Origin of the sequence: Desulfitobacterium sp. LBE, from assembly GCF_007830365.1 — a bacterium.
In the GTDB taxonomy this organism is placed as follows: Bacteria; Bacillota; Desulfitobacteriia; order Desulfitobacteriales; family Desulfitobacteriaceae; genus Desulfitobacterium; species Desulfitobacterium hafniense.
The window spans coordinates 3,732,158-3,757,755 of the sequence record NZ_VLKD01000001.1; the positions used below are offsets into that span (position 1 = coordinate 3,732,158).

Below are 25,598 nucleotides of genomic sequence, written 5' to 3' on the forward strand. Positions count from 1 at the left end.
TGATAAAAAAGTTATAAATCAGGAGGTTTTTTTATGTTAGAAAGTCAGGAGATTCAAAAGATAATACCCCACCGCTATCCCTTTTTGCTGGTGGATAGGATTCTGGAGTTGGAAGATGGCAAACGGGGGGTGGGCTTGAAGAATGTTTCCGGCAACGAGCCTTTCTTCCAGGGGCATTTTCCCGGCTATCCGGTAATGCCCGGTGTGCTGATTATGGAAGCTCTGGCCCAGGTAGGGGCTGTGATTCTTTTGAAAATGCCGGAATACGCAGGACATATTGCGCTTTTTGCCGGGCTGGAAGACGTTCGGTTCCGCCGGCAAGTGATCCCCGGCGACCAGCTACGGCTGGAAGTTGAGTTATTAAAACTCAAGCGGGGGCTTGGTGTGGCACAAGGAAAAGCCTATGTAGGAGAAAATTTAGCTGCCGAGGGCACCTTAAAATTTGCTGTCGGTCCTAAATTAGAGGATTAAGGAACGCCGCTGAGTTTAGTATAGCATAAACATTACATTACCTATAGCGAGTGAGGGGGCCATCATTTCCGAAAAGACAAATTGCCCTATCCTAAACTCTTGCATAGTTTAGGGTAGGGGGGAGTATGATGGGTGTACAGCTTACCGGATTAGGGGTAATTGTGGCTTTGTTATGGATTATCGCGGATTATTGGGAGTGGACGGTTCCGGAAGGACTCGGCCATAAAATCACCGCTTGGAAGAGAAAGTCTTATTGCTCCCAAATCACCGTTAAATTTACTAATCAAGAATCTATCTACCGGCAGGAGCAATTTGCTTTTTCTTTAAAACGCTTTCTGGGGGAGATGGAGCGGAAAATGGGCTTGCCCGTCCATTGTGAGATTGAGCTGTGGGGAGAGCAGGATGAGTATACTGAGGAAGAGCTCCTCTACCTTAAATGCTTGAATCAATCCTTCTCCGGATTTACATGGTCCATTCAAGAAAGAATCCCCCAACCGCAGTTGGGGGATCAGGGTTCCAGTTAAGAAGGGTCATTTGGTAAGGCGCATGCTCGATGAAGATTTTGCGTCGGGTGTTTCTTTTGAATCGCCCTTGGGTTTGTTGTCGCGATCTTTATGATGCTTTTTCCCAAAATCGACCTTGCCGTTGGCCAGGTCCTCTTCTACTTTCTTTTGCCGTTCTTTAATCGCATCTTTGATCTTTTCAGCCTTTTCCTTTTCCAGGATTCCGGCTTCCACTTTCTTATCGATCATTTGCACCTTGAGCTCGACCATTTGTTGATGAAGAGCTTTGATTTCCGCCAGTTTGGCAGGATCCGGTGCCGTTGTGGTTGCCCCAAAAGCTGTTCCGGCGCCAAAGGTAAGGAAGGCGAGGGTCAATAAACTTACCGCGAACTTCTTCAACAATTTACACTCCTCCTTAATAATAGACGACTTTTTAACTGGAACGTTTTATAGAATACCCAGAAAAAGAAAGAAACATAGTGGTAATCCTTGGATGAATGTTTAAAATAAGCAGGGAATAGACAGTTCGGAGCGAATACTATACACATCGATCAATAAAACCCTTCTTATGGGATGCAAAGAGAGGGTTTTTTATGTTTTACTTTTTTGTTGCCGATTCAGGGGAGATGACACTTTCCCCTTTAATAGATGATAAGCACTTGGCTGAGGAGGCTGAGGTCTTGCGGCCCGGGCTTCCTTTAAGCTTTGCCCAATCCCTGCTGGGAGAGATTGACGAGCAAAGGCAGGGCTCAGGAAGAGGCGGAGTATGGCCCTTATGGGGAGGCTATTCAAGAGAAAGGGGAGAGGACAAGAAGCGGGATGGAGCCTGGGTTAAAAGGGCAATGCTCAGAACCTTGAAAGGCTATCCGGGACTAAGGGATCAAAATTGGCGGTGGGAGAAGGGAAACTCTCCGGAGGCCTCTTGGCAGAATGGACTGAAGGATAATCTGGGGAGTATAACAGATAAGGAAAGGATTGGGGATTTCCTGGCCAGAACTGAGGGAAGATTATTAGCCAAGGCTGACCTGCAGCGGCTGGGGCAGGAATGTCGCTTATCTTATCCGGAGATTTTGAACCTCTGCCATGAGCAGGTCGGGAAAGGGGATGCCCAATGGATTCCGGCCGTGACAAGAGTAGGAAAAGGCTGGAGATGTGAGCGCTGCGGGGAGACTAAGGTCGAAGAGTGGATAAGCATCTATGGGCCGGCTGCCACTTGCCCGGCTTGTACCGCTTTAGGAGCAGTAAGTTCACTCCATGAGCTTTACCGAAGCGGGGGTCCCTCTCAAACTATGTTTTCCTCCTCTACAGAGTCAGATCATCTGAGCTATTCCTCTTTTTCCGACTGTGGGAACATGGCTTGGGAATTTTCACCCCGTTGGGAGCTTAGTCCTGCCCAAAAGCTTGCTGCCCAACAGGTCTTAGAGTTTGTAAAAGAAGGTGCCGGCGAAAGGGGCGTCATTCAGGGTAGAAACGTTGAGAAGGAAGTGTTGCTCTGGGCAGCTTGTGGAGCAGGGAAAACCGAGGTCTGTTTTCCGGCCGCAGCATGGGCCCTTGAACAAGGGAAAAAGGTATTATTCGCGGCACCTCGTCAAGATGTGGTTCTGGATGTAGCCCCTCGTCTTCAGCGGGATTTTCCCGGCTTAAAGCTGAGTGTTCTCACCGGAACAAGCCAGGAGCGTTTTACGCCGGCTCCCTTTGTTCTGGCAACCACACACCAAATTCTGCGTTTTTACCAGGCTTTTGATTTAATCTTCCTTGACGAAATGGACGCCTTTCCCTATTATGGCAGTACAGCCTTGGCTTGGGGAATGGATCGGGCGTTGAGAACGGGAGGGAAAAGGGCCTATCTGACGGCTACTCCCTCCCGGGAAAGTTTGGAGAAGGTTAAAGCAGGGAGGATGGAACTGATCCGCCTGACCGCACGCCACCATGGCAAGGCAGTTCCGTTACCGCAGTGGCGCAAGATTGGGGGAAGTATGGCACCTGAGCATGGATGCTCTGGAGAGCAGGGAGAAAAGGTTCTTCAGTGGCTGAAGGAATTAGCCCTATGGGGTCCGGTGCTCCTCTTTGTGCCCAAGATATCCTGGGTCAACCCTTGGGTCGAAATCCTGAAGAAGGAGTTCCCCCAATGGTCAATCTCAGGAAGCTACAGTGCCGATCCCAATCGTACTGAAAAAATTGCGGCACTGCGGGAGGGAAGGTTCCGTATTTTTGTCTGCACTTCGATTCTGGAACGGGGAGTCACCCTGCCTAATGCTCAAATCATGGTTCTGGAGGCGGACCATGGGGTCTTTGACGAGAGAGCCTTGGTCCAAATGGCCGGACGGGTGGGGAGGACCCAGGAGAATCCCACCGGCAATGCCTTTTTCCTATCCCGCCAAAAGTCAGCTGCCATTGCAAAAGCGATTTATTGGATTAAGGAGCAAAATGAGCTGGCCTTCGCTCAGGGTTTAATTGACAATTAAGGAGGTTCCTTATGTCCGGCTCTATTTTTTCTCTATGGCAAGATATAAAAGACCTTGCCCGATCCCTGCTCTATGATAAGGAGTCAGCCTGTCTTCTCTGTGCAACCCATGTGTCAGGAGGCCAGGTTTTTTGTGATGATTGTAAGCAAACTTATTTCCGGCCGGATTTGAACCGGTGTAGCCATTGCGGCAAGCTTCTTGAATCTCAGCATACAGAATGTGAGGACTGCGTTGCGGGCAGAGGGCCCAAAGGTATGGAGCAGGCTGTGGCCTGGGGACATTATACGGGGGCTTGGCGGGAGTTCATTCAGAATGTAAAATTTAAATCCCAGCCTTATTTGCTGAAACGGCTCGGCCCGCCTCTGGGGGATTTTGCTCTTCGCCATCTGCCGCCTCCCCATTGGATTGTGCCTGTTCCTCTGCATGATGAACGATTAGGGGAAAGAGGCTTCAATCAGGCGGCAGCGATGGCCTCCCTGCTGCATTGGGAACTGGGGATTCCTTTGTGGGAGGGTTTGCACCGGGTTCAGCCCACTGCCCCGCAAGTGGGGTTAAGCCGGAAGGAGAGGCTGCATAATCTGGAGTCGGTTTTCCAAATAGTCTCTTCATCACGAGGGCTTAAGCAAATCCAAGGAGCCAGGGTTTGGCTTATCGATGATGTGACCACTACCGGTGCGACCTTGGAGCATTGTGCCAAGGTGTTGAAACGGGGTGGAGCGGCTCAGGTGTATGGGCTTGTTTTAGCCGCAGGTTTGGAGAAAGGACAGAAAAAGGACTATTCAGCCTCAGAATTCGGTGTTATAATAGGGTCGGATAGGCGTGAGTCTGTTACTATTTTTTAAGGTAAGGGGATTTTCTTCATGGCGTTTCAAGACAAAGAACTAGTATGCAAAGATTGCGGAACCACTTTCATTTTCACTGTAGGTGAACAAGAATTCTATGCAGAAAAAGGCTTCGAAAACGAGCCACAGCGTTGCAGAGACTGCCGTAATGCACGTAAAGCCAGCCGCAACAGCGGTGAAAGCCGTCAACGGGAAATGCACACAGTAGTTTGTGCAGAGTGCGGCGTTGAAACTCAAGTTCCATTTCAACCTACATCTGATCGTCCCGTTTACTGCCGCGATTGCTACCAAAACCACCGCGTAGGTCGCTAATCAGATAAACGAGAATATATGTGAGAGCATTGGAGTCTATCCAATGCTTTTTTTACAGCTTTTTTTATAAACAATTCTAATTATTATAAGAAAAAGATGTTGAATAAAGTTGCATCGTTATGTATAATAATCAATATCCATAAGACAAGTAAGAAGCTTTGCTAAAAAAGTAGCATGTTTTGCCCGTTGGATAAGTAAAGTAAAAAAGAAAACTAAAAGGAGAGGGATAAAAATGAAAAAGAGTTTACGCAATGGGATCATTGCTGTGGTCATGATGGGCTTGCTGGCCCTTACAGGCTGCGGCGGTAATCAAAGTCAGCCCCCTGCAAACGATGGGGCGAATAATGGAGCGAATGGGGGAGAAGAAAAAGTACTGAAGATCGGCTCCGCTATCGAGTATGCACCCTTTGAATTTATGGACAAACAGCAAACTCCTACAGGCTTTGATATCGATTTAATGAACGAAATCGCCAAAGACTTGGGATATACCGCGAAGTTTGAGTCGTCCTCCTTTGATGGGTTGGTCGCAGCAATTGGCCTGGGAAAATATGATGCCGTCATCTCGGCGATGACGATCACCGACGACCGTGCCAAGTCGGTTCTTTTCAGCGACCCTTATTTTGAATCCGCTCAAATAATCGCTGTTAAAAAAGGTTCAGCAATTAAATCAGAACAAGACTTAAAAGGTAAAAAAGTTGGTGTTCAACAAGGAACCACAGGTCAGTTTGCAGTTGAAGATCTGGGGATCGATCCCAGAAAATTCGATACCATCGGAGATGCCATCAACGATATGATGATTGGCGGCTCTGAGGCAGTGGTTGCCGATACCCCTACCCTTTACTATTTCATTACCCAGAACCCCAATATGGATATTGAGATCATCCCCAGCGCTTTCGAAAAAGAGTATTTTGGCATCGCCTTTAAGCTTGATAATAAAGAGTTGGCCGATCAAGTGAATGCCACGTTAAAGAAGTTTATGGACAATGGAAAATACAATGAGATCTATAAAAAATGGTTTAATGAGGATGCTCCTAAGTTCTAAGCCCGGCTCAGAATGATGATGACTCAAAACGCCTAGCAATGCTGGGCGTTTTGTTTCAGTATAATGTTTGTTTTGAGCGGAGGACAGGGGGATTTCTGGAGAAAAATGTCTGGACTATAATTCTTGAATAAACTTGCGATGAAATGTATAATTACGAAGGATTTAAAGAAGGATTCATGACATGTAATTAAAGGAGGATGTGGGTGTGGAACTCCATTGGGAATTAATGCTTGAGAGCGTCAATCCCTTGCTGAAAGGAACATTGATCACTCTGGAGCTTACGGCCGGGGCTGTGGCTATGGGGATTGTGATCGGCTTGTTTATGGCATTAATGCGTTTATCCAACAGCCGGATTTTACGGGGCTTCGCTATAGCCTATATTGATTTTTTCAGAGGGACGCCGCTTTTGGTTCAAATTCTCATGGTGTACTTCGCTGTTCCTCAGCTCTTGAATTTCCAGATTCCTGATAATTATCAGTTTATTGCTGGTATCTCGGCTATGGGTCTTAACTCGGGAGCCTATATTGCGGAGATTTTCCGGGCCGGGATTCAGTCCATTGATAAAGGGCAGGGAGAAGCGGCCCGGTCTTTGGGAATGACCCAGGGCCAAGCCATGAGACATGTTATTCTTCCTCAGGCCTTTAAACGGGTTATCCCCCCTCTGGGTAATGAGTTCATTGCTCTGCTCAAGGACTCTTCCCTGGTATCTTTTATTGCCCTTCAGGATCTTATGTATTCCGGGAAACTTATTGTAAGCCGTACCTATCAGCCCTTTGTTATTTATTTAGAAGTTGCTTTGTTCTATCTGGCCATGACTCTGATCCTTTCTCGGTTCGTGAATTATACAGAGAGGAGGTTCGGTAAAAGTGATAACCGTTAAAAATCTGCACAAGCATTTTGGCAAGCTGGAGGTCCTGCGCGGCATCGACTGCCATATTAAAGAAAAAGAGGTCGTGGTGGTTATTGGCCCCAGCGGTTCGGGGAAGAGCACGTTTCTGCGTTGTCTCAACAAGCTGGAGGAGCTCACATCCGGAGAAATCGTTGTGGATGGCATTCCTTTGAATTCGGAAACCAATGTGAACGCTATACGGCGGGAAGTGGGCATGGTTTTTCAACGGTTTAACCTGTTTCCCCATAAGACGGCTTTAGAAAACATTACCTTAGCTCCGGAAATTGTGCGCAAGACCAGCAAGCAGGAAACAGAATGGATGGCCATGGAGCTCTTGAAAAAAGTAGGCTTGGCAGATAAGGCCCATGAGTATCCCGAGCGGCTCTCGGGAGGGCAGCAGCAGCGGGTCGCTATTGCCAGGGCTCTCGCCATGCGCCCTAAAGTCATGCTCTTTGACGAACCTACCTCAGCCCTTGATCCCGAGATGGTCGGGGAGGTTCTGGCCGTCATGAAAGATCTGGCCAGGGAAGGCATGACCATGGTTGTGGTCACTCATGAAATGGGCTTTGCCCGGGAAGTAGGGGACCGGGTGATCTTTATGGATGAAGGAAGAATCATGGAGGAAGGGTCCCCGGCAGAACTCTTTGGCAACCCTCAGAATCCGCGCACTCAATCCTTCCTGAGCAAGATCCTTTAGATTTTTAATGTTTAAATCAGGGTCCTCCTGGGCATCCTTCCTAAGAGACTAGCTTTTTGGCAGATGGCCGGAGCTGTTAAGGAATCAAGGAGGTTTTTTTCTGTGTTGGGTAAAGTAAAGTGGTTTAGCAAACAAAAAGGGTATGGATTTATCGAAGGGGATCATGGACAGGATATTTTCGTTCATTTCTCTTCCATCATGGGTGACGGCTTCCGTACTTTAGAAGAAGGTCAAGGTGTGGAATTCGATATTGTCCAAGGTCCGCGGGGAGACCAGGCTTCTAATGTGCAAGCGAGATAAGTGATAGGGAGCGGAAGAGCTGCCGTATGGAGTTTTGACAAAGTTACTATCACATGAATAAAAAGAAGAATTGTTGGCATAATTTACAACGATTCTTCTTTTTTGCATATGGAAATTTAGTTAAAAGAGAAGAAAATTGTGGAAGGATTTTTTGCGTGAAGAGGGAATAATATATTAAGCAGATATTAAGGGGGTTTTACTATGAACATCAGCGTTCGCGGCAAACAAATGGAAGTCACCGATGCCCTGAAAGAGTACGTTTTAAAAAGGGTAGGCAAACTGGAGAAATACTCTGATGAGTTTATGGATGTTAAAGTAACCCTGCTGGTAGAGGAAGGCCGTCATCGCGTTGAGGTCACTGCACCCCTCCAGGGTATGATTCTTCGCGGCGAGGAAGAAAGCGGAGATATGTACGCTTCCATCGACCTGGTCGTCGAAAAGCTGGAGCGCCAAATTGATAAATACCGCACCCGGATCAACAAACGCATGCGCACTAAAGTCCTTAAAGATCATGAAATTGAGCATCCCGCCCTCTATGAAGATGATTCTGAAGAGGTTGTCCGTCACAAAAAATTCGGTACCAAACCCATGTCCGTGGAAGAAGCCATTATGCAGATGAACCTGGTAGGACATAACTTCTACGCCTTCACCAACATGGATACCAATGTCATCAATGTGGTTTATCGCCGGAGATCAGGCGACTATGGTCTCTTGGAGCCCGAAGATTGAGATAAAATTGAATAGGATGATTAAAACGAATGGTCTACGAGGGTAGACCATTCTTGTGTGCATATGGTTGTTTCAGGACGTTCCTACAGAAATTAACAAGGGATTTGCTCTGGAGCGGGATGCTCTTGGCTTGCACCCTTTTGGTTAGAGTGATAAAATGAGTTGATACCCTTGGACAGATGGAAAGGTGGTCAATAATGGGTTTCTTAAATAAACTTTTTGATGACAATGCTCGTGAGGTTAAAAAGTATCAGAAAAAGATTGCTGCGATTAATGACTTGGAGCCGGAAATCAAGGCGTTGTCTGATGAACAGCTCCGTGCCAAGACCGATGAATTTAAACAACGGCTGGAGAATGGAGAGAGTCTGGACAGCCTTTTGCCTGAGGCGTTTGCAGTGGTTCGTGAGGCTTCCTGGCGTGTCAATGGACAACGGCACTATGATGTGCAGCTGATCGGGGGGATGGTCCTGCATGATGGCCGGATCGCCGAGATGCGTACTGGGGAAGGAAAAACATTGGTGGCAACCCTTCCATCCTATCTGAATGCTTTGACAGGCCGCGGTGTTCATATCGTTACCGTCAACGACTATCTTGCCCGGCGTGACAGCGAAATGATGGGCCGCATTCACCAGTTCCTGGGATTATCGGTGGGTCTGATCGTTCATGGCTTAAACTATGCTCAGCGGCGGGAAAGCTATGCTGCAGATATAACCTATGGTACCAATAATGAATTTGGCTTTGATTATTTGCGTGATAATATGGTGACCCGTCCTGATGGGTTGGTTCAGCGGGAACTTCATTATGCTATCGTCGACGAAGTGGACTCCATTTTAATCGACGAAGCCCGTACCCCGTTGATTATTTCCGGGGAGGCGGACAAGCCGACCGAGCTCTATAACCGGATTGCCATGATTATTCCCCGCTTAAAGCCGGAAGAAGATTATAATGTCAATGAAAAAGACCGGGTGGTCACCTTGACTGAACAAGGGGTCAGCCGGGTTGAAACCATGCTCTCCGTAGAGAATCTCTTTGACGATCTGCACACAGAGCTGGCTCATCATGTGAACCAGGGCTTAAAAGCCCATGCCCTCTTTAAACTGGATCGGGATTATGTGGTTAAGGACGGGCAGGTTATCATCGTTGACGAATTTACCGGCCGTCTTATGTTTGGGCGCCGTTATTCGGAAGGATTGCACCAGGCGATTGAAGCTAAGGAAAAAGTGAAAATTGAAAAGGAATCTCAAACCTTAGCGACCATTACCTTCCAGAATTATTTCCGGATGTTTGAAAAACTTGCCGGTATGACCGGTACGGCGATGACGGAAGAACCGGAATTCAAAAAGATTTACAAATTAGATGTGGTGGAAATTCCCACCAATATGCCGATGATTCGTGAGGATCTGCCTGATGTGGTCTATCGGACTGAAGAAGGCAAGTTCAAGGCTGTGGTTGAGGAGATCATCGAACGCCACAAAAAAGGACAGCCGGTTCTGGTGGGAACCGTATCGGTGGAGAAGTCCGAGCGCTTAAGCAGTATGTTGGAGCGCCGCGGCATACCTCATCAAGTCCTGAATGCCAAGTTCCATGAGAAAGAAGCCGAGATCATTGCCGGAGCAGGCTTGAAGGGCATGGTTACCATCGCCACCAACATGGCGGGCCGTGGTACGGACATTATCCTGGGCGAAGAAGTAGCCCCACTGGGTGGTCTGCATATTATAGGTACAGAGCGCCACGAATCCCGCCGGATTGATAATCAGCTGCGCGGCCGTGCCGGACGTCAGGGAGACCCTGGTTCTTCCCAATTCTTCCTCTCTCTGGAAGATGATTTGATGCGCCTTTTTGGTGCGGATAATATCACCGGGATGATGGATAAATTAGGGATGGACGATTCCGTTCCCATTACCTCCAAGATGATCAGCCGCTCTGTAGAAACGGCTCAGCGCCGGGTGGAAAACAGAAACTTCGAAATCCGCAAGCATGTTCTTGATTATGATGATGTCATGAATCTGCAGCGGGAAGTCATCTATGCTCAACGCCGTCAGGTGCTGATGGGTGGCAACATTCAGGAGAGCATCGTCGATATGCTGGAAAAAGTGGTTCGGGAAACGGTGGATATGTTCGGCGCCCAGAGCCCCTATCCTGAAGAATGGGATCTTAACAGCTTCCTGGAATATGTGGAAAATGTCTTCCTGCCCAATCATGATATTACAGCCGAGCAAGTAGGAAGCATGGAAAAAGAAGAGATCGTGGAAATGCTTCTGGAGAGAGCACAAGCCCATTATAAAACCCGTGAAACAGCTTTTGGCGAAGAGATCATGCGGGAAATCGAGCGGGCTGTGATGCTGCAGGTCGTGGACAAGAAGTGGATGGATCATTTGGATGCCATGGATATGCTCCGGGAAGGCATTGGCCTGAGAGCTTATGGGCAAAAGAACCCTTTGGTGGAATATCGCCGTGAGGCTTATGATATGTTCCAGGGCATGATCAGCTCAATTCAGGAAGACACCATCCGCTATATTATGAGAGTGACACCTCAGGTGACGGAGCAAAAACCGGAAGAACCTCAGCATGTCCGCACCAACCGGGATGAGGAACAGCCGGCCCGTCCGGTTCATAATGAGGGGCCCCAAATCGGCCGCAACGATCCCTGTCCCTGCGGCAGCGGCAAGAAATACAAGAAATGCTGCGGAGCAGACAGTTAGTACAAGGTTTGAATGTTTTTGAATGTTACCGAGTACTAGAATAGTTACACGTAAGGCATAATGAGGCCCCCGGCTCAATATGCCTTACTTTTCGAAAACCATAAGGTGGTGAAAGTTAAGTGATATTTGAATGGAAAAAAGAGCTGGAAAGTTTAGAAGTGCGCTTAGCAGATTTGAGGGTTTCACTTTGACGTCCCTCAGCGTGAGGATAAAATCAGTATTTTAGAGATTGAACTGCAAAGGCCGGACTTTTGGGATAATCCAGAAGGGGCGCAAAAAGTGATGCAGGAGCTTTCTTATCAACAGGAGAAAGTCAAAACCTATTACACCTTGCAGCAGCAGCTGGATGATCTGCTCACCCTCTATCAAATGGCGGTGGAAGAAAAGGATGAATCCCTGGAGCCTGAACTTGAGGAAGGAATCCTGGCTCTGCAGCAACGGCTGGATGGTTTGGAGCTGGAGATTCTGCTCAGCGGTCCCTATGATCGGAATAATGCCATAGTTACCCTGCATGCGGGAGCCGGCGGCACAGAAGCCCAGGACTGGGTATCCATGCTGTATCGGATGTATATCCGCTATGGAGAACGCCACGGTTATAAAGTGGAAACCATGGATTTCCTGCCCGGCGATGAAGCAGGGATTAAGAGTGCGACCCTATCCTTTGCGGGAGAAAATGCCTATGGCTATTTGAAAGCGGAGAAAGGAGTTCACCGTTTAGTGCGGATATCTCCCTTTGACGCTTCGGGACGCCGTCATACCTCCTTTGCCTCTGTGGATGTTATACCTGAGGTGATGGAGGATAATGCTGAAATTCAGATTCCGCCCGAAGAGCTCAAGGTGGATACCTACCGGGCCAGCGGTGCGGGGGGACAGCATGTCAATAAGACCAGTTCTGCGGTCCGGATCACTCACTTACCTACGGGGATTGTGGTTCAGTCCCAAAGTGAGCGTTCTCAGATTCAGAACAGGGCCTACTGCTTGCGCATCCTGCAAGCCAAGCTCCTGGAGCTGAAGCGCAAACAGCAGGAAGATGAAATTTCGGAGATTCGCGGGGAACAACAGGAGATCGCGTGGGGAAGCCAGATTCGCTCCTATGTGTTCCATCCTTATAATATGGTTAAGGATCACCGGACCAATGAGGAAACAGCGAATACCGGAGCTGTCATGGACGGAGAGATTGACCAGTTTATCGCTGCTTATCTGCAAAAGACCAAAGCTGTTCAGTAAAGTAAAAGCAGAATAAGAGCAGAAGCAGTAAGCAGGATAAAAGGATCAGCGTGAAGCAAGAAGTGTCGTGCAGCAAGAAGTGTAAAGAGAGGCTTGGCTCATGGCCAAGCCTTAAATCTTCAAAATGAGACGTTTTGTCAACCACATAAATGGAGGGATTATGGTGAGGGTACTTGAACTGAAACGGATGGCCAATCAAATACGTCAGGATATTATTACCATGCTTGTGCCGGCTAAATCAGGTCATCCTGGGGGCAGCTTATCGGCAGCGGATATATTGGCCGCCCTGTATTTTCATGAAATGAAAGTTAATCCGGAGGATCCCCATTGGGCGGATCGGGATCGCTTTGTCTTGGCGAAGGGGCATGCCGCACCGGTCCTTTATGCAGCCCTTGCTGAAAAGGGCTACTTCCCCAAAGAGGAAATCCTGGGACTGCGGCAAACCGGCCGCATCCTGCAGGGGCATCCGGATATGAGGAAAGTCCCCGGTGTGGATATGTCCACAGGCTCTTTGGGCCAAGGCCTTTCCGCAGCCAATGGGATGGCCCTTGCCGGAAAAGCGGACAAGAAGGATTTTCGGGTCTATGTGGTTTTAGGAGACGGTGAAATGGCGGAGGGTCAAGTGTGGGAGGCGGCTATGGCTGCAGCACACTACAAGCTGGATAATGTCACCGCCGTTCTCGACTACAATGGTCTGCAAATTGACGGAACCACAGATAATGTGATGGCTTCTGATCCCTTGGACGACAAATGGCGGGCCTTTGGCTGGCATGTCATCGAGGTGGATGGACATAATATGGAAGAGCTGCTGGCAGCTTTTGCCGAAGCTAAAACTATTAAAGGAAAACCGACGATACTCATTGCCCGGACGGTCAAGGGTAAAGGAGTGTCTTTTATGGAAAACCAGGTAGGCTGGCATGGGAATGCCCCCAGCGCTGAACAAGCAGAGCAAGCCTTAAAGGAATTGAGAGAGGAGGCGGCACGCCTTGGCTAAACAAGCAACACGGGATGCCTATGGTAAAACTTTAGTGGCCTTAGGGGCAGAAAATAAGGATATCGTTGTCCTGGATGCGGATCTGTCTAAATCCACGAAGACCGCGGATTTTGCCAAACATTACCCGGAACGGTTTTTTAATATGGGAATTGCGGAGGCCAACCTTATGGGCACAGCGGCGGGTTTGGCAGCGGCAGGCAAGATCCCCTTTGCCAGCACTTTTGCTATTTTTGCCACAGGACGGGCTTTTGAGCAGATTCGCAATTCCATCGCTTATCCCAAACTAAATGTTAAGATTGCCGCCACTCATGCCGGTGTTACCGTTGGTGAGGACGGAGGATCTCATCAGGCGGTGGAGGATGTGGCTATTATGAGGGCTGTACCCAATATGACCGTATTGGTTCCTGCCGATGGGGTGGAAACTCAGCAAGCCATCCGGGCTGCCGCAGCATATGAAGGCCCTGTTTATATTCGGATGGGCCGGCTTGATGTTCCTTTGCTTTTTGACGATCAGTATCAGTTCGAGATCGGTAAAGCCAATGTTCTTCGGGAGGGCTCGGACTGTGTTGTTTTTGCTAACGGGGTCATGGTGGCGGCCGCTTTGGAAGCTGCCCAGGACCTTGAACAGGAAAATATCCGGGTTGCGGTGGTTAATGTAGCCTCTGTAAAGCCTCTGGATGTGCAGACTATCGTCGCTTGCGCCCAAAAGACCGGTGCGGCGGTGACTGCCGAGGAGCATAACATTATTGGCGGCCTGGGAAGCGCAGTAGCCGAAGCCTTAAGTGAACATGCGCCTACGCCCTTGGTCCGGGTCGGGATTAAGGATACCTTTGGCGAATCAGGCCGCCCCTTGGAGTTGCTGGAGAAATACGGCTTAACCAAAAAAGAAGTGGTGGCGGCAGTAAAGGCGGCTATAGCCAGGAAATAGAGACTCCCAAGAACAGGAGCAAAGATAGTGAGGCAAAGATAGTGAGTTTTGGACGGCTGCCGGGAGTGGGCAGCCGTTCCGTTTATAGTATTCTTCTATAGTTGCTAAGGAGGGATAAGCTTTGAGCAATCCGTGCGGTACGACTAGGGCCAATATTCTTCGGCAATCTGAAATAAATGGGATTCCCCTTTATTTTGGTACAGGAGTCAATCCTGTGAATTCTCCGGCACAGTTTTTTGTGGCATGGGGCGATACTGTAAAAAAGGGCCTGATTCACACCTTTAATCGGGAGGAACGCCATGAAGGCTGCCTCTGGTTCATTGATGAGGATGAAGCGGAGAGGAGATTTTCAGCACAGGAGGAAGCTCTGCAAGAAATCTTATAGCATAAAGTATGAGCCCGATGTTTGGAGTCGGGTTTTTCTTTTTTTACTTCCAACTTCTTTTTTACCATAAGTTTTTAGCCCTACTTCCGTCATTAATAACAGGAGATCCATACCTCGTGTCGAATTAACTTATAGGTTTGGATAAAATGGAAGCTAACGGAGAACTCAAGGAGGCCTGGGAAAAAAATGATCCAAATAACGAATGTATCGAAGATCTATCCGAACGGTGCCAAGGCCCTTGTCGATATTAGTCTAAAAATAGACAAAGGGGAGTTCGTTTTTCTGGTAGGACCCAGTGGCGCGGGGAAATCCACCCTGATCCGCTTGCTCTACCGTGAGGAATTGCCTACCCGCGGTCAAGTGACCATGAATGGTAAAAGTATGATTCGGATGCGGGAACGGGAAGTTCCCCATTTGCGCAGAAATATTGGCGTTATTTTTCAGGATTTTCGCCTTTTACCGAATAAAACTGCCTTTGAAAATGTGGCTTTTGCCTTGGAGGTCATCGGTGTCGGCAACCGGGAGGTCAAGAGTCGGACCAAAAAGGCTCTGGAGCTGGTGGGTTTAGCCAATAAGGAGAAAGCCTTCCCTCATGAGTTATCCGGAGGGGAGCAGCAGAGGGTTTCGGTAGCCAGGGCCATTGTCAATAATCCCTCTCTTTTAGTCGCGGATGAACCTACGGGTAATCTGGACTCAGAGACTGCCTGGGAGATTATGGAGCTTCTTTATAATATTAATCGTCGCGGGACGACGATTGTGATGGCCACCCATGCCCGGGATATCGTCGATCAAATGCAGAAGCGTGTCATAACGATTGAAGATGGCAAAGTTGCACGTGATCAGAAGCAGGGGGCTTACGGATATGGCACTTAACTCTGTAGAATACATATTTCGTGAAGTATTTAATTCTATTCGCAGAAATGTATGGCTAAGTATTGCTTCAGTGCTGACCGTGATGATCTCTATGGTCATTTTGGGGGCTTCGGTGTTTTTCTTGCTCAATGCCTCTAACCTGGCTTCGAACTTTGAATCCGAACTGGAGATTGCTGTATTTGCCCAGGATGATTTGGATTCCGCGGAAGTCAAGGCTTTGGGGGAGAGGCTCACAGACTTGGCGGGAGTGGATACCATTGAGTTTGTTCCCAAAGACCAGGCTTTGAAAAATTTTACCGGCTCCCTGAATTCCACCACCATTGCAGCGGATTTAGGAGATACGAACCCTTTTCCGGATAAATACACCGTCCATGTGGTGGACCCCCAGCAAGTAGAAAATGTGGCCGCCCAGATTACTAAGCTTACCGGTGTGGATAATGTGGTTTATGGTAAAAACCTGGTAGAGCCTTTGCTGAAGTTTACCAAGTGGCTCCGCTGGGCAGGAACAGCGGTGGTAGGGTTGTTTGCCATCGCCTCCCTGATTTTGATTTCTTTAAATATTAAGATGAATGTTTTTTCGCGCCGCAAGGAAATTGAGATTATGAAGCTTGTCGGGGCGAGCAATGCCTTTATCCGCTGGCCCTTTATTTTGGAGGGGATGTTCCTGGGATTGGTTGGCGGTCTGCTGGCTATCCTGCTGGTGGGATTTGGCTATGATTGGCTGGCAGATTACATTCAAACCACCCTGGCCTTTATGCCCGTAGTTAATGAAACGGAGCTCATCGGTAAGGTTCTGGGTTCTATCGTCCTGTTAGGGATGGGAATAGGTGCAGCAGGAAGCGTGATCTCCTTAAGGCGCTTCTTAAAAGTTTAACAATGAAGGAGGGAAAAAACATGACCAAGAGAAGGGGGCTCATAGCCCTTTTGCTCACATCAGTATTGCTGGCAGGTTCTGTCATTCCACTTCAAGCTGGGGAATTAGAGGATGCCATAAAAGAACAAAGGGATCTGCAAAAGAAAGGGGAACAGGCCCGCAATCAGTTAAACAATCTGACGTATTCTGCCGATAAACTGCAAAATCAGATTAAGAATTTAGCGACTCAGATTACGGTAGCTTCGAATAGCTTGAATGAAAAACAGATCGCTTATAATCAGGCGGTGGAAGCTGTGAATCAATCCGAGCAGGAGCTCAAGCAGCGGGAGGAAGACCTGGCCAAGCGCCAGGAGGTTCTGCGGAATCGGGTCAAAGAAATCTATCAGATCGGTCAAGTCAGTTATCTGGAAATCCTTTTTGAAGCGGAAAATCTCAGTGATTTTATCACCCGCCTGGAGTACTTTAACCGTCTGGTTGATAATGATCAAAAGATCCTTGCCGATATCAGCCTGGAAAAGGCCAGAATCGAAGAAGAAACGAAAGTGCTGCAAGCCCACCGGGATGAAGCTGCCAAGCTGAAGGCTGAAGCGGAGCAGGCCAAAAAGGAACTGGATGCCAAGAAGAAGGAGCATCAGACAGCACTTGATTCCAACAAAAAAGCTCAGAATGATATCTTTGAGCAAATTGCGCAAATGGAAGCCGACTCTAACGCCATTGCTGAAAAAATCCGCAAATTAACCAGCAACTCCGGCGTGGTCCATGGAACCATCAGCACTTATCCCTTACCGGGATATTATGAAATCAGCAGTGCTTATGGTTGGCGGATTCATCCCATAACGAAGCAGAAAAGCCTGCATACCGGGGTGGATTTACCGGCACCCACCGGAACCAAGGTTTTGGCGGCGGGGAATGGGGAAGTCATTATGGCCGGTTGGTATGGGGCCTATGGAAATGCCGTGATCGTGGATCATGGGGGCGGATACACCACCCTTTACGGCCACAATTCCAAACTGGCCGCTAAAGTTGGAGATATGGTGCAGGCCGGTGATCTGATATCCTATGTGGGCTCCACAGGCTGGAGCACAGGACCCCATCTTCACTTTGAAGTGCGCATCAATGGGGAAACTACGGATCCCATGCAATTTTTTAAGTAAGTATGTCCTGAAGTGGATAGGCATATAATAAAGAAAACCCGATTTCGCCGTACTTTATATTTTCACTCTCACGAAAGGCGAAGTCGCTGGTTGCACTTATGCTTGGAAAGTATATAACGCAAGTTTATACTTTCTGACAGTGCAATAAAAAATAAGGAAAGCCCGCCACTTATCTTCTAGCAAAGATCAAGAGATGAGTCACGGTAATGAGAAGGGGATATGGATTTGCAGGAGAGTCGTTGGAAAGAGTATTTAAAAAATCTGGGATGGGTTCTTGCCATAGGGAGTTTGATTTTTACGGTGGTTGTCGGGGGGTTCATTGTAACCAACCTGGATCATTTAGGCCGCTTGGCAAGAGTAGTCAAGCTTGTTGAAAGTGATTATTTGGAGGAAGTGTCTGTAGACACCCTGATCGAAGGTGCCACCAAAGGAATTGTGGATTCCTTGGGCGATCCTTATTCAAGTTATATGAATGCTCAAGAGAATGAAGAGCTTATGCAACAAATCGAAGGGAAATTCGGCGGCGTGGGGATTATTTTAAGTCTGAAAGATCCTCAGAAACTTGTGGTCCTAAGACCCATTAAAAACACTCCGGCCGCTAAAGCCGGACTACAGCCTGGAGATGTGATTATTAAGATCGATGATGTGGACGCCACCACCATCGATCAGGAAAAAGCCGTCTCCCTGATGCGCGGGAACCCGGGGACTAACGTGACTCTGGTGGTCTATCGGGAAAGCATTAAGCAGAATGTGACCGTTCCTTTAACCCGGGAAAATATCGCAGTACCCACGGTGGAGGGACTGGCTCTGCCAGGGAATTCGGATATAGCTTATATCGGAATTTCCCAGTTCTCCTCCCATACAGCTCTTGAACTCAATGAAGTGCTGCGCAATATGGATATCAGCAAATACAAAGGGATGATCTTGGATTTACGCTATAATCATGGCGGGGAATTAGAATCTGCTGTAGGAGTAGCCAGTTATTTTGTTCAGCCCGGCCCCATTGTCTATATTGTGGATAAAGGAGGCAATGCTGTAACCAAGGCTTCGGAAGGCAATTATTTAGGCATTCCCTTTGTGGTTTTGGTCAATGAAGAAAGCGCCTCCGCAGCTGAAATCGTTTCCGGGGCGATCAAAGATCGGGGAACGGGCACCCTTGTGGGTACCAAGACCTTCGGTAAAGGGATTGTGCAGACGATTTATCAACTGGATAGGGGGACCAGTGTGAAGCTGACCACCGCCAAGTATTTGACCCCTAATAAGATCGATATTCATAAAAAGGGCATCGAGCCTGATGTGGAAGTGAAGCTGAAGGATGGAGAGGAAGCAACGCTTTCTCCTACTACGAAAGCCTTTGATACCCAGCTCACGGAAGCTCTTAAGGTGCTTCGCCAACAGATGAAATAACAGCACGCCCAAAGCCCTGAAGAAAAACCCCTGAACATTGTTTTAGCTGCAATGTTCAGGGGTTTTCATCATATTCCCCAAATCGGTATGATCAAATTCTCGCTGTCAAATGCGGAGAGTCTGTCGGTCGTGCAAAGAACCGCTCCTGTCCCCCGTTCCAGGGTGGCCTTGTCAATGACATTAAATACGCGGGTGAGCTGCTTTTGGGGTGTCGCGGTTTTCTTGATTTCCATGGGGTAAAGCTTGCCGCTGTCCTCCAGTAGAATATCAATCTCTTTGGTGTCCTTGTCCCGATAATAGTAGATAAAGGCCTCCCTGCCATAGTTCTGATAACTCTTGATAATTTCCGAAACCACAAAGTTTTCGAGAATAGCGCCGCTCATGGCGCCGTTCATCAGTGTGGCGCTGTCACTCCATTTGGTCAGGTAGGCCACCAAACTGCAGTCATAAAAATAGAGCTTAGGCTTGGTTACCATGCGCTTGAGCATGTTGTTGGCGTAGGGATGCAAGTAAAAGATAATTCCCAGCCGTTCCAAAATCTCTAGCCAGCCTTTGGCAGTTAACTGGTCAATCCCGGCAGCATCCGCGATGGTCTTATAATTCAGCATCTGCCCGCACAAGGCCGCGGCGGCTGTGATAAAGTCCATAAAGCGCAGGGAGTTGATAGTGCCGGAAATCTCCTTGACATCCCGGTCAAGGTAAGTGCTGATGTAGCTGGAGTATAAGGCCCGGTGGTCAGTATACTGACCACTGAGGAGAGCAGGCATACCTCCTCGAAAGATGCGCTCATAGAGGGCGGGAGTGTCCAGAGGGTTGCGTTCTCTAACCCGCCGGGTAAGCTGTTCCAAATCCAATATAAAGGGCGTGGTGTCTGCGCCGCAGCTCTCCGCTTGGGACATGGGCGACATATGAAGCAGGCCGACACGACCGGCCAGTGATTCCTGTACTCCATCCATCAGTTTGAACACTTGTGATCCCGTCAGCCAGAAATCTCCCGGACGATGATGCCGATCAATATGGATTTTGATATAGGAAAACAGTTCTGGGGCGTACTGCACCTCGTCAATAAACACTGGCGGTTTGTGGATTTGGAGAAACATCTTCGGGTCGTTTTTTGCCATCTGACGCTCGGTCAGATCGTCCAGAGTAACATAGTCTCGTCCGATTTTCTCCTCTGCGGCCAGCTTTTGCAGCATAGTGGTCTTTCCCGTCTGCCTTGGGCCGGTAAGCAGCAAAGCCGGGAATTCTTTGGCTAGGCGGAGAAAAGTATTCTCCATGGCTCTTTTAATATAGTTCACCTTATCACCCCTCGGCTAAAGTTAACCTGCTATAATTATGGCCGGATGAGCAGTGAAGATCAAGTGAGAATCGTCTATAATTAGTTTTATGTATATTTTGGCCGAATGTCTTCTTTTTAAACTAACCCTGCTTGCATTAATCGCGGCTAGACATCGCTTCTACCCAAGATGATGTCAGTCAGATTCGAATCCGGATTCGAATCTGACAAGCCTTTTTGAGCGGTGTATCCAACCAAGCGCCAGAAACAATTTGCCGGTCTTTTCAGCAAATCCTGTGACCGCTGACCCTCCTTGTGCATACACTACACCGCAAGCAAATTTCAAGGGGGAAAGGACATGGGGAATAAACCCAGTGGACGGCATTACTTTGCAGAGGGGATTACCAATCGCGGCTATATATCACTTCTACCCAATATGATGTCAGAATGGGAACGTACTTATGTCCTGATGGGAGGACCGGGCACAGGTAAATCCACCACGATTAAGATGATTGGACTGGATCTCCTTGATCGGGGGTATGAGGTTGATTTTCTCCGTTCTGCACGGGATCCGGACTCCATGGCGGGGGTGCTGATTCGCCGTTTCAACTGGGCGATCCTTGATCACTATGAGATTGCTCCTTTGCATTGGCGCGCACCGGGGGTGATTGAGCATTTTGTTGATTTTTCCAAATACTGCAATCAGGGAAAGCTTGAGCAACAAAGGCTGAGAGTTCTTGAATTTGAAGAAAAGATTAAACGCGGCCAACAAAGAATAGGTGAAATCCTGGCTGAGGAATTTGGAGGAAGAATTCGCGAGCGGTTTTATGCCAAGGCGGATGAGGGCAGGCCCTGGCTGCCCAAGCTTTATGCCTCAGATTTATTTAAAGAAGCAAAAGGTCCTTGGAGCAAGGCTCAGGACGCTTTGAAAAAGATCCAGAAGAGCGCTGTTCAGTCCTTTTTTCTTCATGGAATCAATCCGGAGGGCTGGCTGAATCTGGCTCCCTACTTCTTGACGGACTATGACCAGATTCGTTTCGATGGGGAAGAGGCTCATGAAGCCATGGAATGGGTGTTGCAGGAAGCGGAACAGCTGGGGCAGGTTATTGATATTGTCTTACATCCGCTTTACCCTGATGAAATTTTAGGCATTGTCTTTCCGGAAAGAAATCTGGCCATTTGGCAAGGGGATCCGGAGCATCTGGAGGATCAAGGATTAGGGTGTCCCTTTAGCAATGATCTCAAAAAAGCTCTGCTGGACACCCAGAGGCTGAGAGATAAACTTAAAGCTATTTATACAAAAACGGTCGACTTTGATCAAGTCGATAGCATGAAGACAGATTTATTGAACACTATTTTAAGAGATATGGACAAAAAAGTTCATACCATTGATTGACAGCAGTTGCCTTTCATATTTCATACAATCAAGGGAAGACTAGATATACTCATGATAAGCACCAAAAACGGTGCTTTTTTGGCACTATCAGAAAGCATAAGCTTGCGCTATATACTTTCTAAAGCATAAGTGCAACCAGCGACTTCGCCTCATTTGCGAGTATGTGTTTAAGGATCGGCGAAGTCGGGTTTTCTTTATAGTGTGAAACACAAGGTGTTTATAAAGTGGATCGACCCTGGAAAGGAGCGTGTTCCATGAAAAAAGTGCTTTCCATGATCATCGTGTTACTTCTAAGTATGGCCTTAACCGGCTGCAACATGCAATCTCTTTTGGGCGGCTTAATGGGGAGCAAGGAGAAAACCTCGAGTAAATCCTCTCAGCAAGAAGAAAAAAAAATAATAGCGGTAGCTTTGAACCAGGAGGATCCCAATAAAGATATGTTTCTGCTCGGCATCCAGGAGTTGGCTGAAAAAGAAGAATTGGAAGTTAAGGTTTTGACGTCAAAAGAACAAGGGGATGCCAACGCCCTTAAGGATGCCAAGGTTCTCATTGTTCAAGCTGGGGAGCAGTCCTTTTTAAAGGAAGCGGAAAAGGGAGATATACCTATTCTGGCGTTAAACGGGCTGCCGCCCGGAGTGAAAGCCAAAGGGGTCATCCTGCCTGATCCGGATCAAACAGGCAAGCTAATGGCCCAGCAAATCCAGGGAAAGGTTACTGAAGGGCAGGTCGTCTACCTGCAGGGGGAAGCAGAAGATGCCGTCGCTCAAATGAATATGGCGGCCTTTAAGCAAGAGCTGGGTAAAAACCCCAAGATAACGGTACATAGCATTACCAATCCTCCCCAATCGGAAACCATAGCTGTGCAAAGCCTTATGGAACATTTGCAGAAGAACCCCGGCCAAGTGAAGGCCATCTGCGCTAAGAATGAGAAGCTCCTTGCCCTGGCTTATGAACTGCTCAGATCCATGCAGCTTACCGATAAAGTTCAGCTTATGGGAGGACAGGCTAATTCCAAATCCTTGCAAAGGATTGCTTCAGGCAGTCAGATCGCAGATATTGATACATCACCCTATGTTCAAGGTGTTAATGCCTTTCAATGGGCGCAAAAGTTAATGGATAAGCAATCCGTAGATATAACACAATCCATTACCGGCGATCAAGGTGAAGTGGCGGCGAAGATCATTCCGGTTAAAACGGTGACGACAGAAAATCTCGCCCTTATTCAGAAAAGCTATGCTAAAGCAGCCGAAGCTCAAAAAGAGCTGGAAAAGAAAAAATCGGAGTCTCAGACGAAGGGCTCGGAAAGTCAAGGGAAGCAAAAAAGTACAGAAAAAAGCAGTAATGAAGATAGTGGAAAAGAACAGAGCGGCGAAGGGAAAGATGCAGAGTCCAAAGAACAGGGCCAGGAAGGCTCTTCTTCAGCCCAGGGGCAGAGCGGCGGGCAGGGAGTTATGCCCGAAGGGGTAAGCAAAGTGACTGAAAAAGTTCATACAGAAATTCTCCGCGAATATCTGGATGAAAAGGGCAATGTTTTGGGAACAGAGAAAAATGCCAATGATCAAGTCCGTACCATTCCTCCGGAAATGCTCCTGAAAGAACAGCAACAACAACAGCAGCAACAGCAACAACAAGGAGAACAAGGACAGCAGGGGGATAGACAGGATAAGCAAGGAGGGAATAGCTCAGAACAAGCGAAACAGGGGGAATAGAGAAAGATACTTCTTAAAATTACCAGTAAAAAACAGCGAAAAGCCGAAAATATGTTCGGCTTTTTTGTTTTGTTTCTAAGCAAGAAGTGGTATAATCTTGCTTAGAATGATTTGAAGACTGGAACAAGCAGAATATAAACCAGGATTTTAGAAGAGAAAGGAGATTGGAGCACCCCATGGAGTTCCGTTTACGCGCTCCCTACAAACCCTCCGGGGATCAGCCTCAGGCCATTGATGCTCTGGTCGAAAGTATCCATTCCGGCAGACGTCATCAAACCCTGCTGGGGGTGACAGGTTCAGGAAAAACCTTTACCATGGCCAACATCATCGAAAAAGTTCAACGGCCCACTCTGATTCTCGCCCATAATAAGACCTTAGCGGCTCAGCTTTACACTGAGTTCAAGGAATTCTTCCCGGAAAATGCAGTGGAATATTTCGTCAGTTATTATGATTATTATCAGCCGGAAGCTTATGTTCCTTCCAGCGATACCTATATAGAAAAGGATTCTTCGATCAATGATGAGATCGATAAAATGCGCCACTCCGCTACGGCGGCCTTATTCGAACGGCGTGATGTGATTGTGGTGGCCAGTGTGTCCTGCATCTATGGCTTGGGTTCCCCTGAGGAATACCGGGATTTGATGGTTTCCCTGCGGCAGGGGCAGGAAATTGACCGCAATGACATTCTCAAAAAGCTCATCTCCATTCAGTACGATCGCAATGATCTGGCTTTTGAACGGGGAACTTTCCGTGTCCGGGGAGATGTGGTGGAAGTCCATCCCGCCGGCTCCAGTGAGCATGCTGTTCGGATCGAAATGTTCGGGGATGAAATCGAACATATTTACGAGATCAATGTCCTTACCGGTGAAATTTTGGGAGAACGCCGGCATGTCTCCATTTTCCCGAATTCTCACTATGTCACGGCACGGGATAAAGTATTGGTAGCTGCTGAGAATATTGAAAAGGAATTGGAAGAGCAGCTCAGACGGTTTAAGGATGAAGACAAACTTTTGGAAGCTCAGCGTTTAGAGCAGAGAACCCGCTATGATCTGGAGATGCTGAGGGAAATGGGATTTTGCAATGGCGTTGAAAACTATTCCCGCCATTTAACCTTCCGGGAGGCCGGAGAAACTCCTTATACCCTTTTGCACTTTTTCCCGGAAGATTACCTGATGATGATTGACGAATCCCATGTCACGCTGCCTCAGGTCCGGGGTATGTATGAAGGGGACCGTTCCCGTAAAACCACTCTGGTAGACTACGGATTCCGGCTGCCCTCCGCTTTGGATAACCGCCCCTTGAAGTTTGCTGAATTTGAAACGCTGGTCCCTCAGCGGGTTTATATCAGCGCCACACCCGGTCCCTATGAGCTGGAACATTGCCCCCAGATTGTGGAGCAAATTATTCGCCCTACCGGGCTTTTGGATCCGGAGATTTCGGTTCGGCCCACCAAGGGCCAGATCGATGATCTGATCGGGGAAATCAACCAAAGGATTGCCCGGGATGAGCGGGTGCTCGTCACTACCCTAACCAAAAAGATGGCAGAGGATTTAACGGATTACCTGAAAAATCTCAATATGGCCGTTAAATACCTCCACTCCGATATTACAACCCTGGAGCGGGTGGAGATCCTGCGGGAATTGCGTTTGGGAGATATCGATGTCATAGTGGGCATCAATCTGCTCCGGGAAGGCTTGGACCTTCCCGAGGTTTCCCTGGTGGCTATTCTCGATGCGGACAAAGAGGGTTTTCTCCGTGCCGAGCGCTCTCTGATTCAGACCATTGGCCGCGCCGCCCGGAATGCCCAGGGAAAAGTCATCATGTATGCGGACCAAATGACCCGCTCCATGGAAGTGGCCATCAGTGAAACCAACCGCCGCCGGGCCATCCAGGAAGCCTATAATGAAAAGCATGGGATTACCCCCCAGACCATTCGCAAGAAAATCTACGAAATCCCGGAAGCCACTAAGGTCGCAGAGAAAAAAGCAGCCTATGGAGCGAAGATGCCGGCGGAGGAATTGGCTGAGCTGCTCAAAAGTCTGGAACAGGAGATGCGCTTAGCCGCTAAAGATATGGACTTCGAGCGGGCAGCGGAGATACGGGATGCGATGATCGAGCTTAAAGGGGAAGAGAATAAGTATAAGCGGCCCACCCAGGGCCGTGCCCGCAAGCGAGAGGCGGCGGCTCCGGCAGGGCGTAAGAGTGGGCCCAGGAAGAGGGGCTAGTTCTTTTCCTTTCCCTAAGATAAATGGGGGAAGTCTCTCCAGGATTTTGATTTGCCGCGTTCACTCAATAAGCTGCGCGGAGCAATCTAATCGCTCAAGTCCTCCGCTCCGTCGGGTGTACCTGCGCCGTTAAGCAGTCTCTGTGGCGTGGCGGCTTGGGCGAAACCCTCGTCCGGGTTTCGTGGCTAAATCGGCTCC

General features: G+C 48.3%; 24 protein-coding genes. 22 read left to right on the plus strand and 2 right to left on the minus strand.

Annotated elements, in window-relative coordinates:
* Window positions 1-33 precede the first annotated feature (33 nt).
* Both fabZ and DESLBE_RS17780 read left to right on the plus strand, forming a co-directional pair.
* Complete coding sequence (fabZ, locus tag DESLBE_RS17775; RefSeq protein ID WP_005815550.1) at window positions 34-471, plus strand: 3-hydroxyacyl-ACP dehydratase FabZ; 438 nt, start codon at window positions 34-36, stop codon at window positions 469-471.
* Between the two features lie 125 nt (window positions 472-596).
* On the plus strand, window positions 597-995 hold the full coding sequence (locus DESLBE_RS17780; protein WP_144677747.1) for a hypothetical protein: 399 nt from the start codon (window positions 597-599) through the stop codon (window positions 993-995).
* Between the two features lie 6 nt (window positions 996-1,001).
* Here the strand turns inward: DESLBE_RS17780 and DESLBE_RS17785 are convergent, their stop codons facing one another.
* The gene (locus DESLBE_RS17785) at window positions 1,002-1,376 is read right to left on the minus strand and encodes a DUF2680 domain-containing protein (RefSeq protein WP_005815554.1); all 375 of its coding nucleotides are present in this window, start codon (window positions 1,374-1,376) and stop codon (window positions 1,002-1,004) included.
* Between the two features lie 191 nt (window positions 1,377-1,567).
* On the opposite strand from DESLBE_RS17785, the gene DESLBE_RS17790 reads away from it, so the two are divergent.
* The 17 genes from DESLBE_RS17790 (at window position 1,568) to DESLBE_RS17870 (ending at window position 18,794) form a co-directional block, all read left to right on the plus strand.
* Window positions 1,568-3,439 (plus strand): helicase-related protein, encoded by a 1,872-nt coding sequence (locus DESLBE_RS17790; RefSeq protein ID WP_144677748.1) that lies wholly within the window; start codon window positions 1,568-1,570, stop codon window positions 3,437-3,439.
* Between the two features lie 11 nt (window positions 3,440-3,450).
* The gene (locus DESLBE_RS17795; protein ID WP_144677749.1) at window positions 3,451-4,281 is read left to right on the plus strand and encodes a ComF family protein; all 831 of its coding nucleotides are present in this window, start codon (window positions 3,451-3,453) and stop codon (window positions 4,279-4,281) included.
* A gap of 18 nt (window positions 4,282-4,299) precedes the next feature.
* Complete coding sequence (locus tag DESLBE_RS17800) at window positions 4,300-4,593, plus strand: zinc-ribbon domain containing protein (RefSeq protein WP_005815560.1); 294 nt, start codon at window positions 4,300-4,302, stop codon at window positions 4,591-4,593.
* Between the two features lie 232 nt (window positions 4,594-4,825).
* The gene (locus DESLBE_RS17805; protein WP_144677750.1) at window positions 4,826-5,635 is read left to right on the plus strand and encodes a basic amino acid ABC transporter substrate-binding protein; all 810 of its coding nucleotides are present in this window, start codon (window positions 4,826-4,828) and stop codon (window positions 5,633-5,635) included.
* A gap of 205 nt (window positions 5,636-5,840) precedes the next feature.
* Entirely contained in the window at window positions 5,841-6,515 is a 675-nt protein-coding gene (locus tag DESLBE_RS17810) for an amino acid ABC transporter permease (RefSeq protein WP_015945440.1), read from the plus strand.
* On the plus strand, window positions 6,502-7,221 hold the full coding sequence (locus tag DESLBE_RS17815; RefSeq protein ID WP_005815569.1) for an amino acid ABC transporter ATP-binding protein: 720 nt from the start codon (window positions 6,502-6,504) through the stop codon (window positions 7,219-7,221). The genes DESLBE_RS17810 and DESLBE_RS17815 overlap by 14 nt, the downstream gene beginning before the upstream one ends.
* 102 nt (window positions 7,222-7,323) lie before the next feature.
* Window positions 7,324-7,521 (plus strand): cold shock domain-containing protein, encoded by a 198-nt coding sequence (locus tag DESLBE_RS17820; protein ID WP_011462200.1) that lies wholly within the window; start codon window positions 7,324-7,326, stop codon window positions 7,519-7,521.
* Window positions 7,522-7,722: 201 nt separating this feature from the next.
* Window positions 7,723-8,250 carry a ribosome-associated translation inhibitor RaiA gene (gene raiA / locus DESLBE_RS17825; RefSeq protein ID WP_005815573.1) on the plus strand — a complete coding sequence of 176 codons (528 nt, stop codon included), beginning with the start codon at window positions 7,723-7,725 and terminating at the stop codon, window positions 8,248-8,250.
* A gap of 197 nt (window positions 8,251-8,447) precedes the next feature.
* A complete protein-coding gene (gene secA / locus DESLBE_RS17830; RefSeq protein ID WP_144677751.1) occupies window positions 8,448-10,952 on the plus strand; it encodes a preprotein translocase subunit SecA in 2,505 nt (834 codons plus the stop codon).
* A 119-nt stretch (window positions 10,953-11,071) separates the two neighbouring features.
* A protein-coding gene (prfB, locus tag DESLBE_RS17835) for a peptide chain release factor 2 (RefSeq protein WP_144677752.1) occupies window positions 11,072-12,179 on the plus strand; the annotation gives its coding sequence in 2 pieces (ribosomal slippage) (window positions 11,072-11,140 and window positions 11,142-12,179; 1,107 coding nt in all).
* 160 nt (window positions 12,180-12,339) lie between these two features.
* Complete coding sequence (locus DESLBE_RS17840) at window positions 12,340-13,173, plus strand: transketolase (RefSeq protein WP_173361740.1); 834 nt, start codon at window positions 12,340-12,342, stop codon at window positions 13,171-13,173.
* Window positions 13,166-14,101: a transketolase family protein gene (locus tag DESLBE_RS17845; protein ID WP_144677753.1), complete on the plus strand. Its 936-nt coding sequence runs from the start codon at window positions 13,166-13,168 to the stop codon at window positions 14,099-14,101. Before DESLBE_RS17840 ends, DESLBE_RS17845 begins: the two co-directional genes overlap by 8 nt.
* A gap of 121 nt (window positions 14,102-14,222) precedes the next feature.
* On the plus strand, window positions 14,223-14,486 hold the full coding sequence (locus DESLBE_RS17850) for a hypothetical protein (RefSeq protein ID WP_144677754.1): 264 nt from the start codon (window positions 14,223-14,225) through the stop codon (window positions 14,484-14,486).
* Between the two features lie 186 nt (window positions 14,487-14,672).
* Window positions 14,673-15,359: a cell division ATP-binding protein FtsE gene (gene ftsE / locus DESLBE_RS17855; protein WP_005815584.1), complete on the plus strand. Its 687-nt coding sequence runs from the start codon at window positions 14,673-14,675 to the stop codon at window positions 15,357-15,359.
* The gene (gene ftsX, locus DESLBE_RS17860; protein WP_026198720.1) at window positions 15,349-16,233 is read left to right on the plus strand and encodes a permease-like cell division protein FtsX; all 885 of its coding nucleotides are present in this window, start codon (window positions 15,349-15,351) and stop codon (window positions 16,231-16,233) included. Before ftsE ends, ftsX begins: the two co-directional genes overlap by 11 nt.
* 20 nt (window positions 16,234-16,253) lie before the next feature.
* Window positions 16,254-17,387, plus strand: a complete 1,134-nt coding sequence (locus tag DESLBE_RS17865) for a peptidoglycan DD-metalloendopeptidase family protein (RefSeq protein WP_144677755.1) — start codon at window positions 16,254-16,256, stop codon at window positions 17,385-17,387.
* 219 nt (window positions 17,388-17,606) lie between these two features.
* Window positions 17,607-18,794 carry a S41 family peptidase gene (locus DESLBE_RS17870; protein ID WP_005815587.1) on the plus strand — a complete coding sequence of 396 codons (1,188 nt, stop codon included), beginning with the start codon at window positions 17,607-17,609 and terminating at the stop codon, window positions 18,792-18,794.
* 68 nt (window positions 18,795-18,862) lie between these two features.
* On the opposite strand, the gene DESLBE_RS17875 is transcribed toward DESLBE_RS17870, so the two are convergent.
* Window positions 18,863-20,092, minus strand: a complete 1,230-nt coding sequence (locus DESLBE_RS17875; RefSeq protein WP_144677756.1) for an ATP-binding protein — start codon at window positions 20,090-20,092, stop codon at window positions 18,863-18,865.
* 291 nt (window positions 20,093-20,383) lie between these two features.
* Here DESLBE_RS17875 and DESLBE_RS17880 point away from each other — a divergent pair, with 291 nt between their 5' ends.
* From DESLBE_RS17880 to uvrB, 3 genes are all read left to right on the plus strand, one after another.
* Window positions 20,384-21,466, plus strand: coding sequence for a hypothetical protein (locus DESLBE_RS17880; RefSeq protein WP_144677757.1), 1,083 nt, complete (start codon window positions 20,384-20,386; stop codon window positions 21,464-21,466).
* Window positions 21,467-21,720: 254 nt separating this feature from the next.
* A complete protein-coding gene (locus DESLBE_RS17885; protein WP_144677758.1) occupies window positions 21,721-23,175 on the plus strand; it encodes a substrate-binding domain-containing protein in 1,455 nt (484 codons plus the stop codon).
* Window positions 23,176-23,351: 176 nt separating this feature from the next.
* Complete coding sequence (gene uvrB / locus DESLBE_RS17890) at window positions 23,352-25,400, plus strand: excinuclease ABC subunit UvrB (protein WP_144677759.1); 2,049 nt, start codon at window positions 23,352-23,354, stop codon at window positions 25,398-25,400.
* Window positions 25,401-25,598 lie beyond the last annotated feature (198 nt).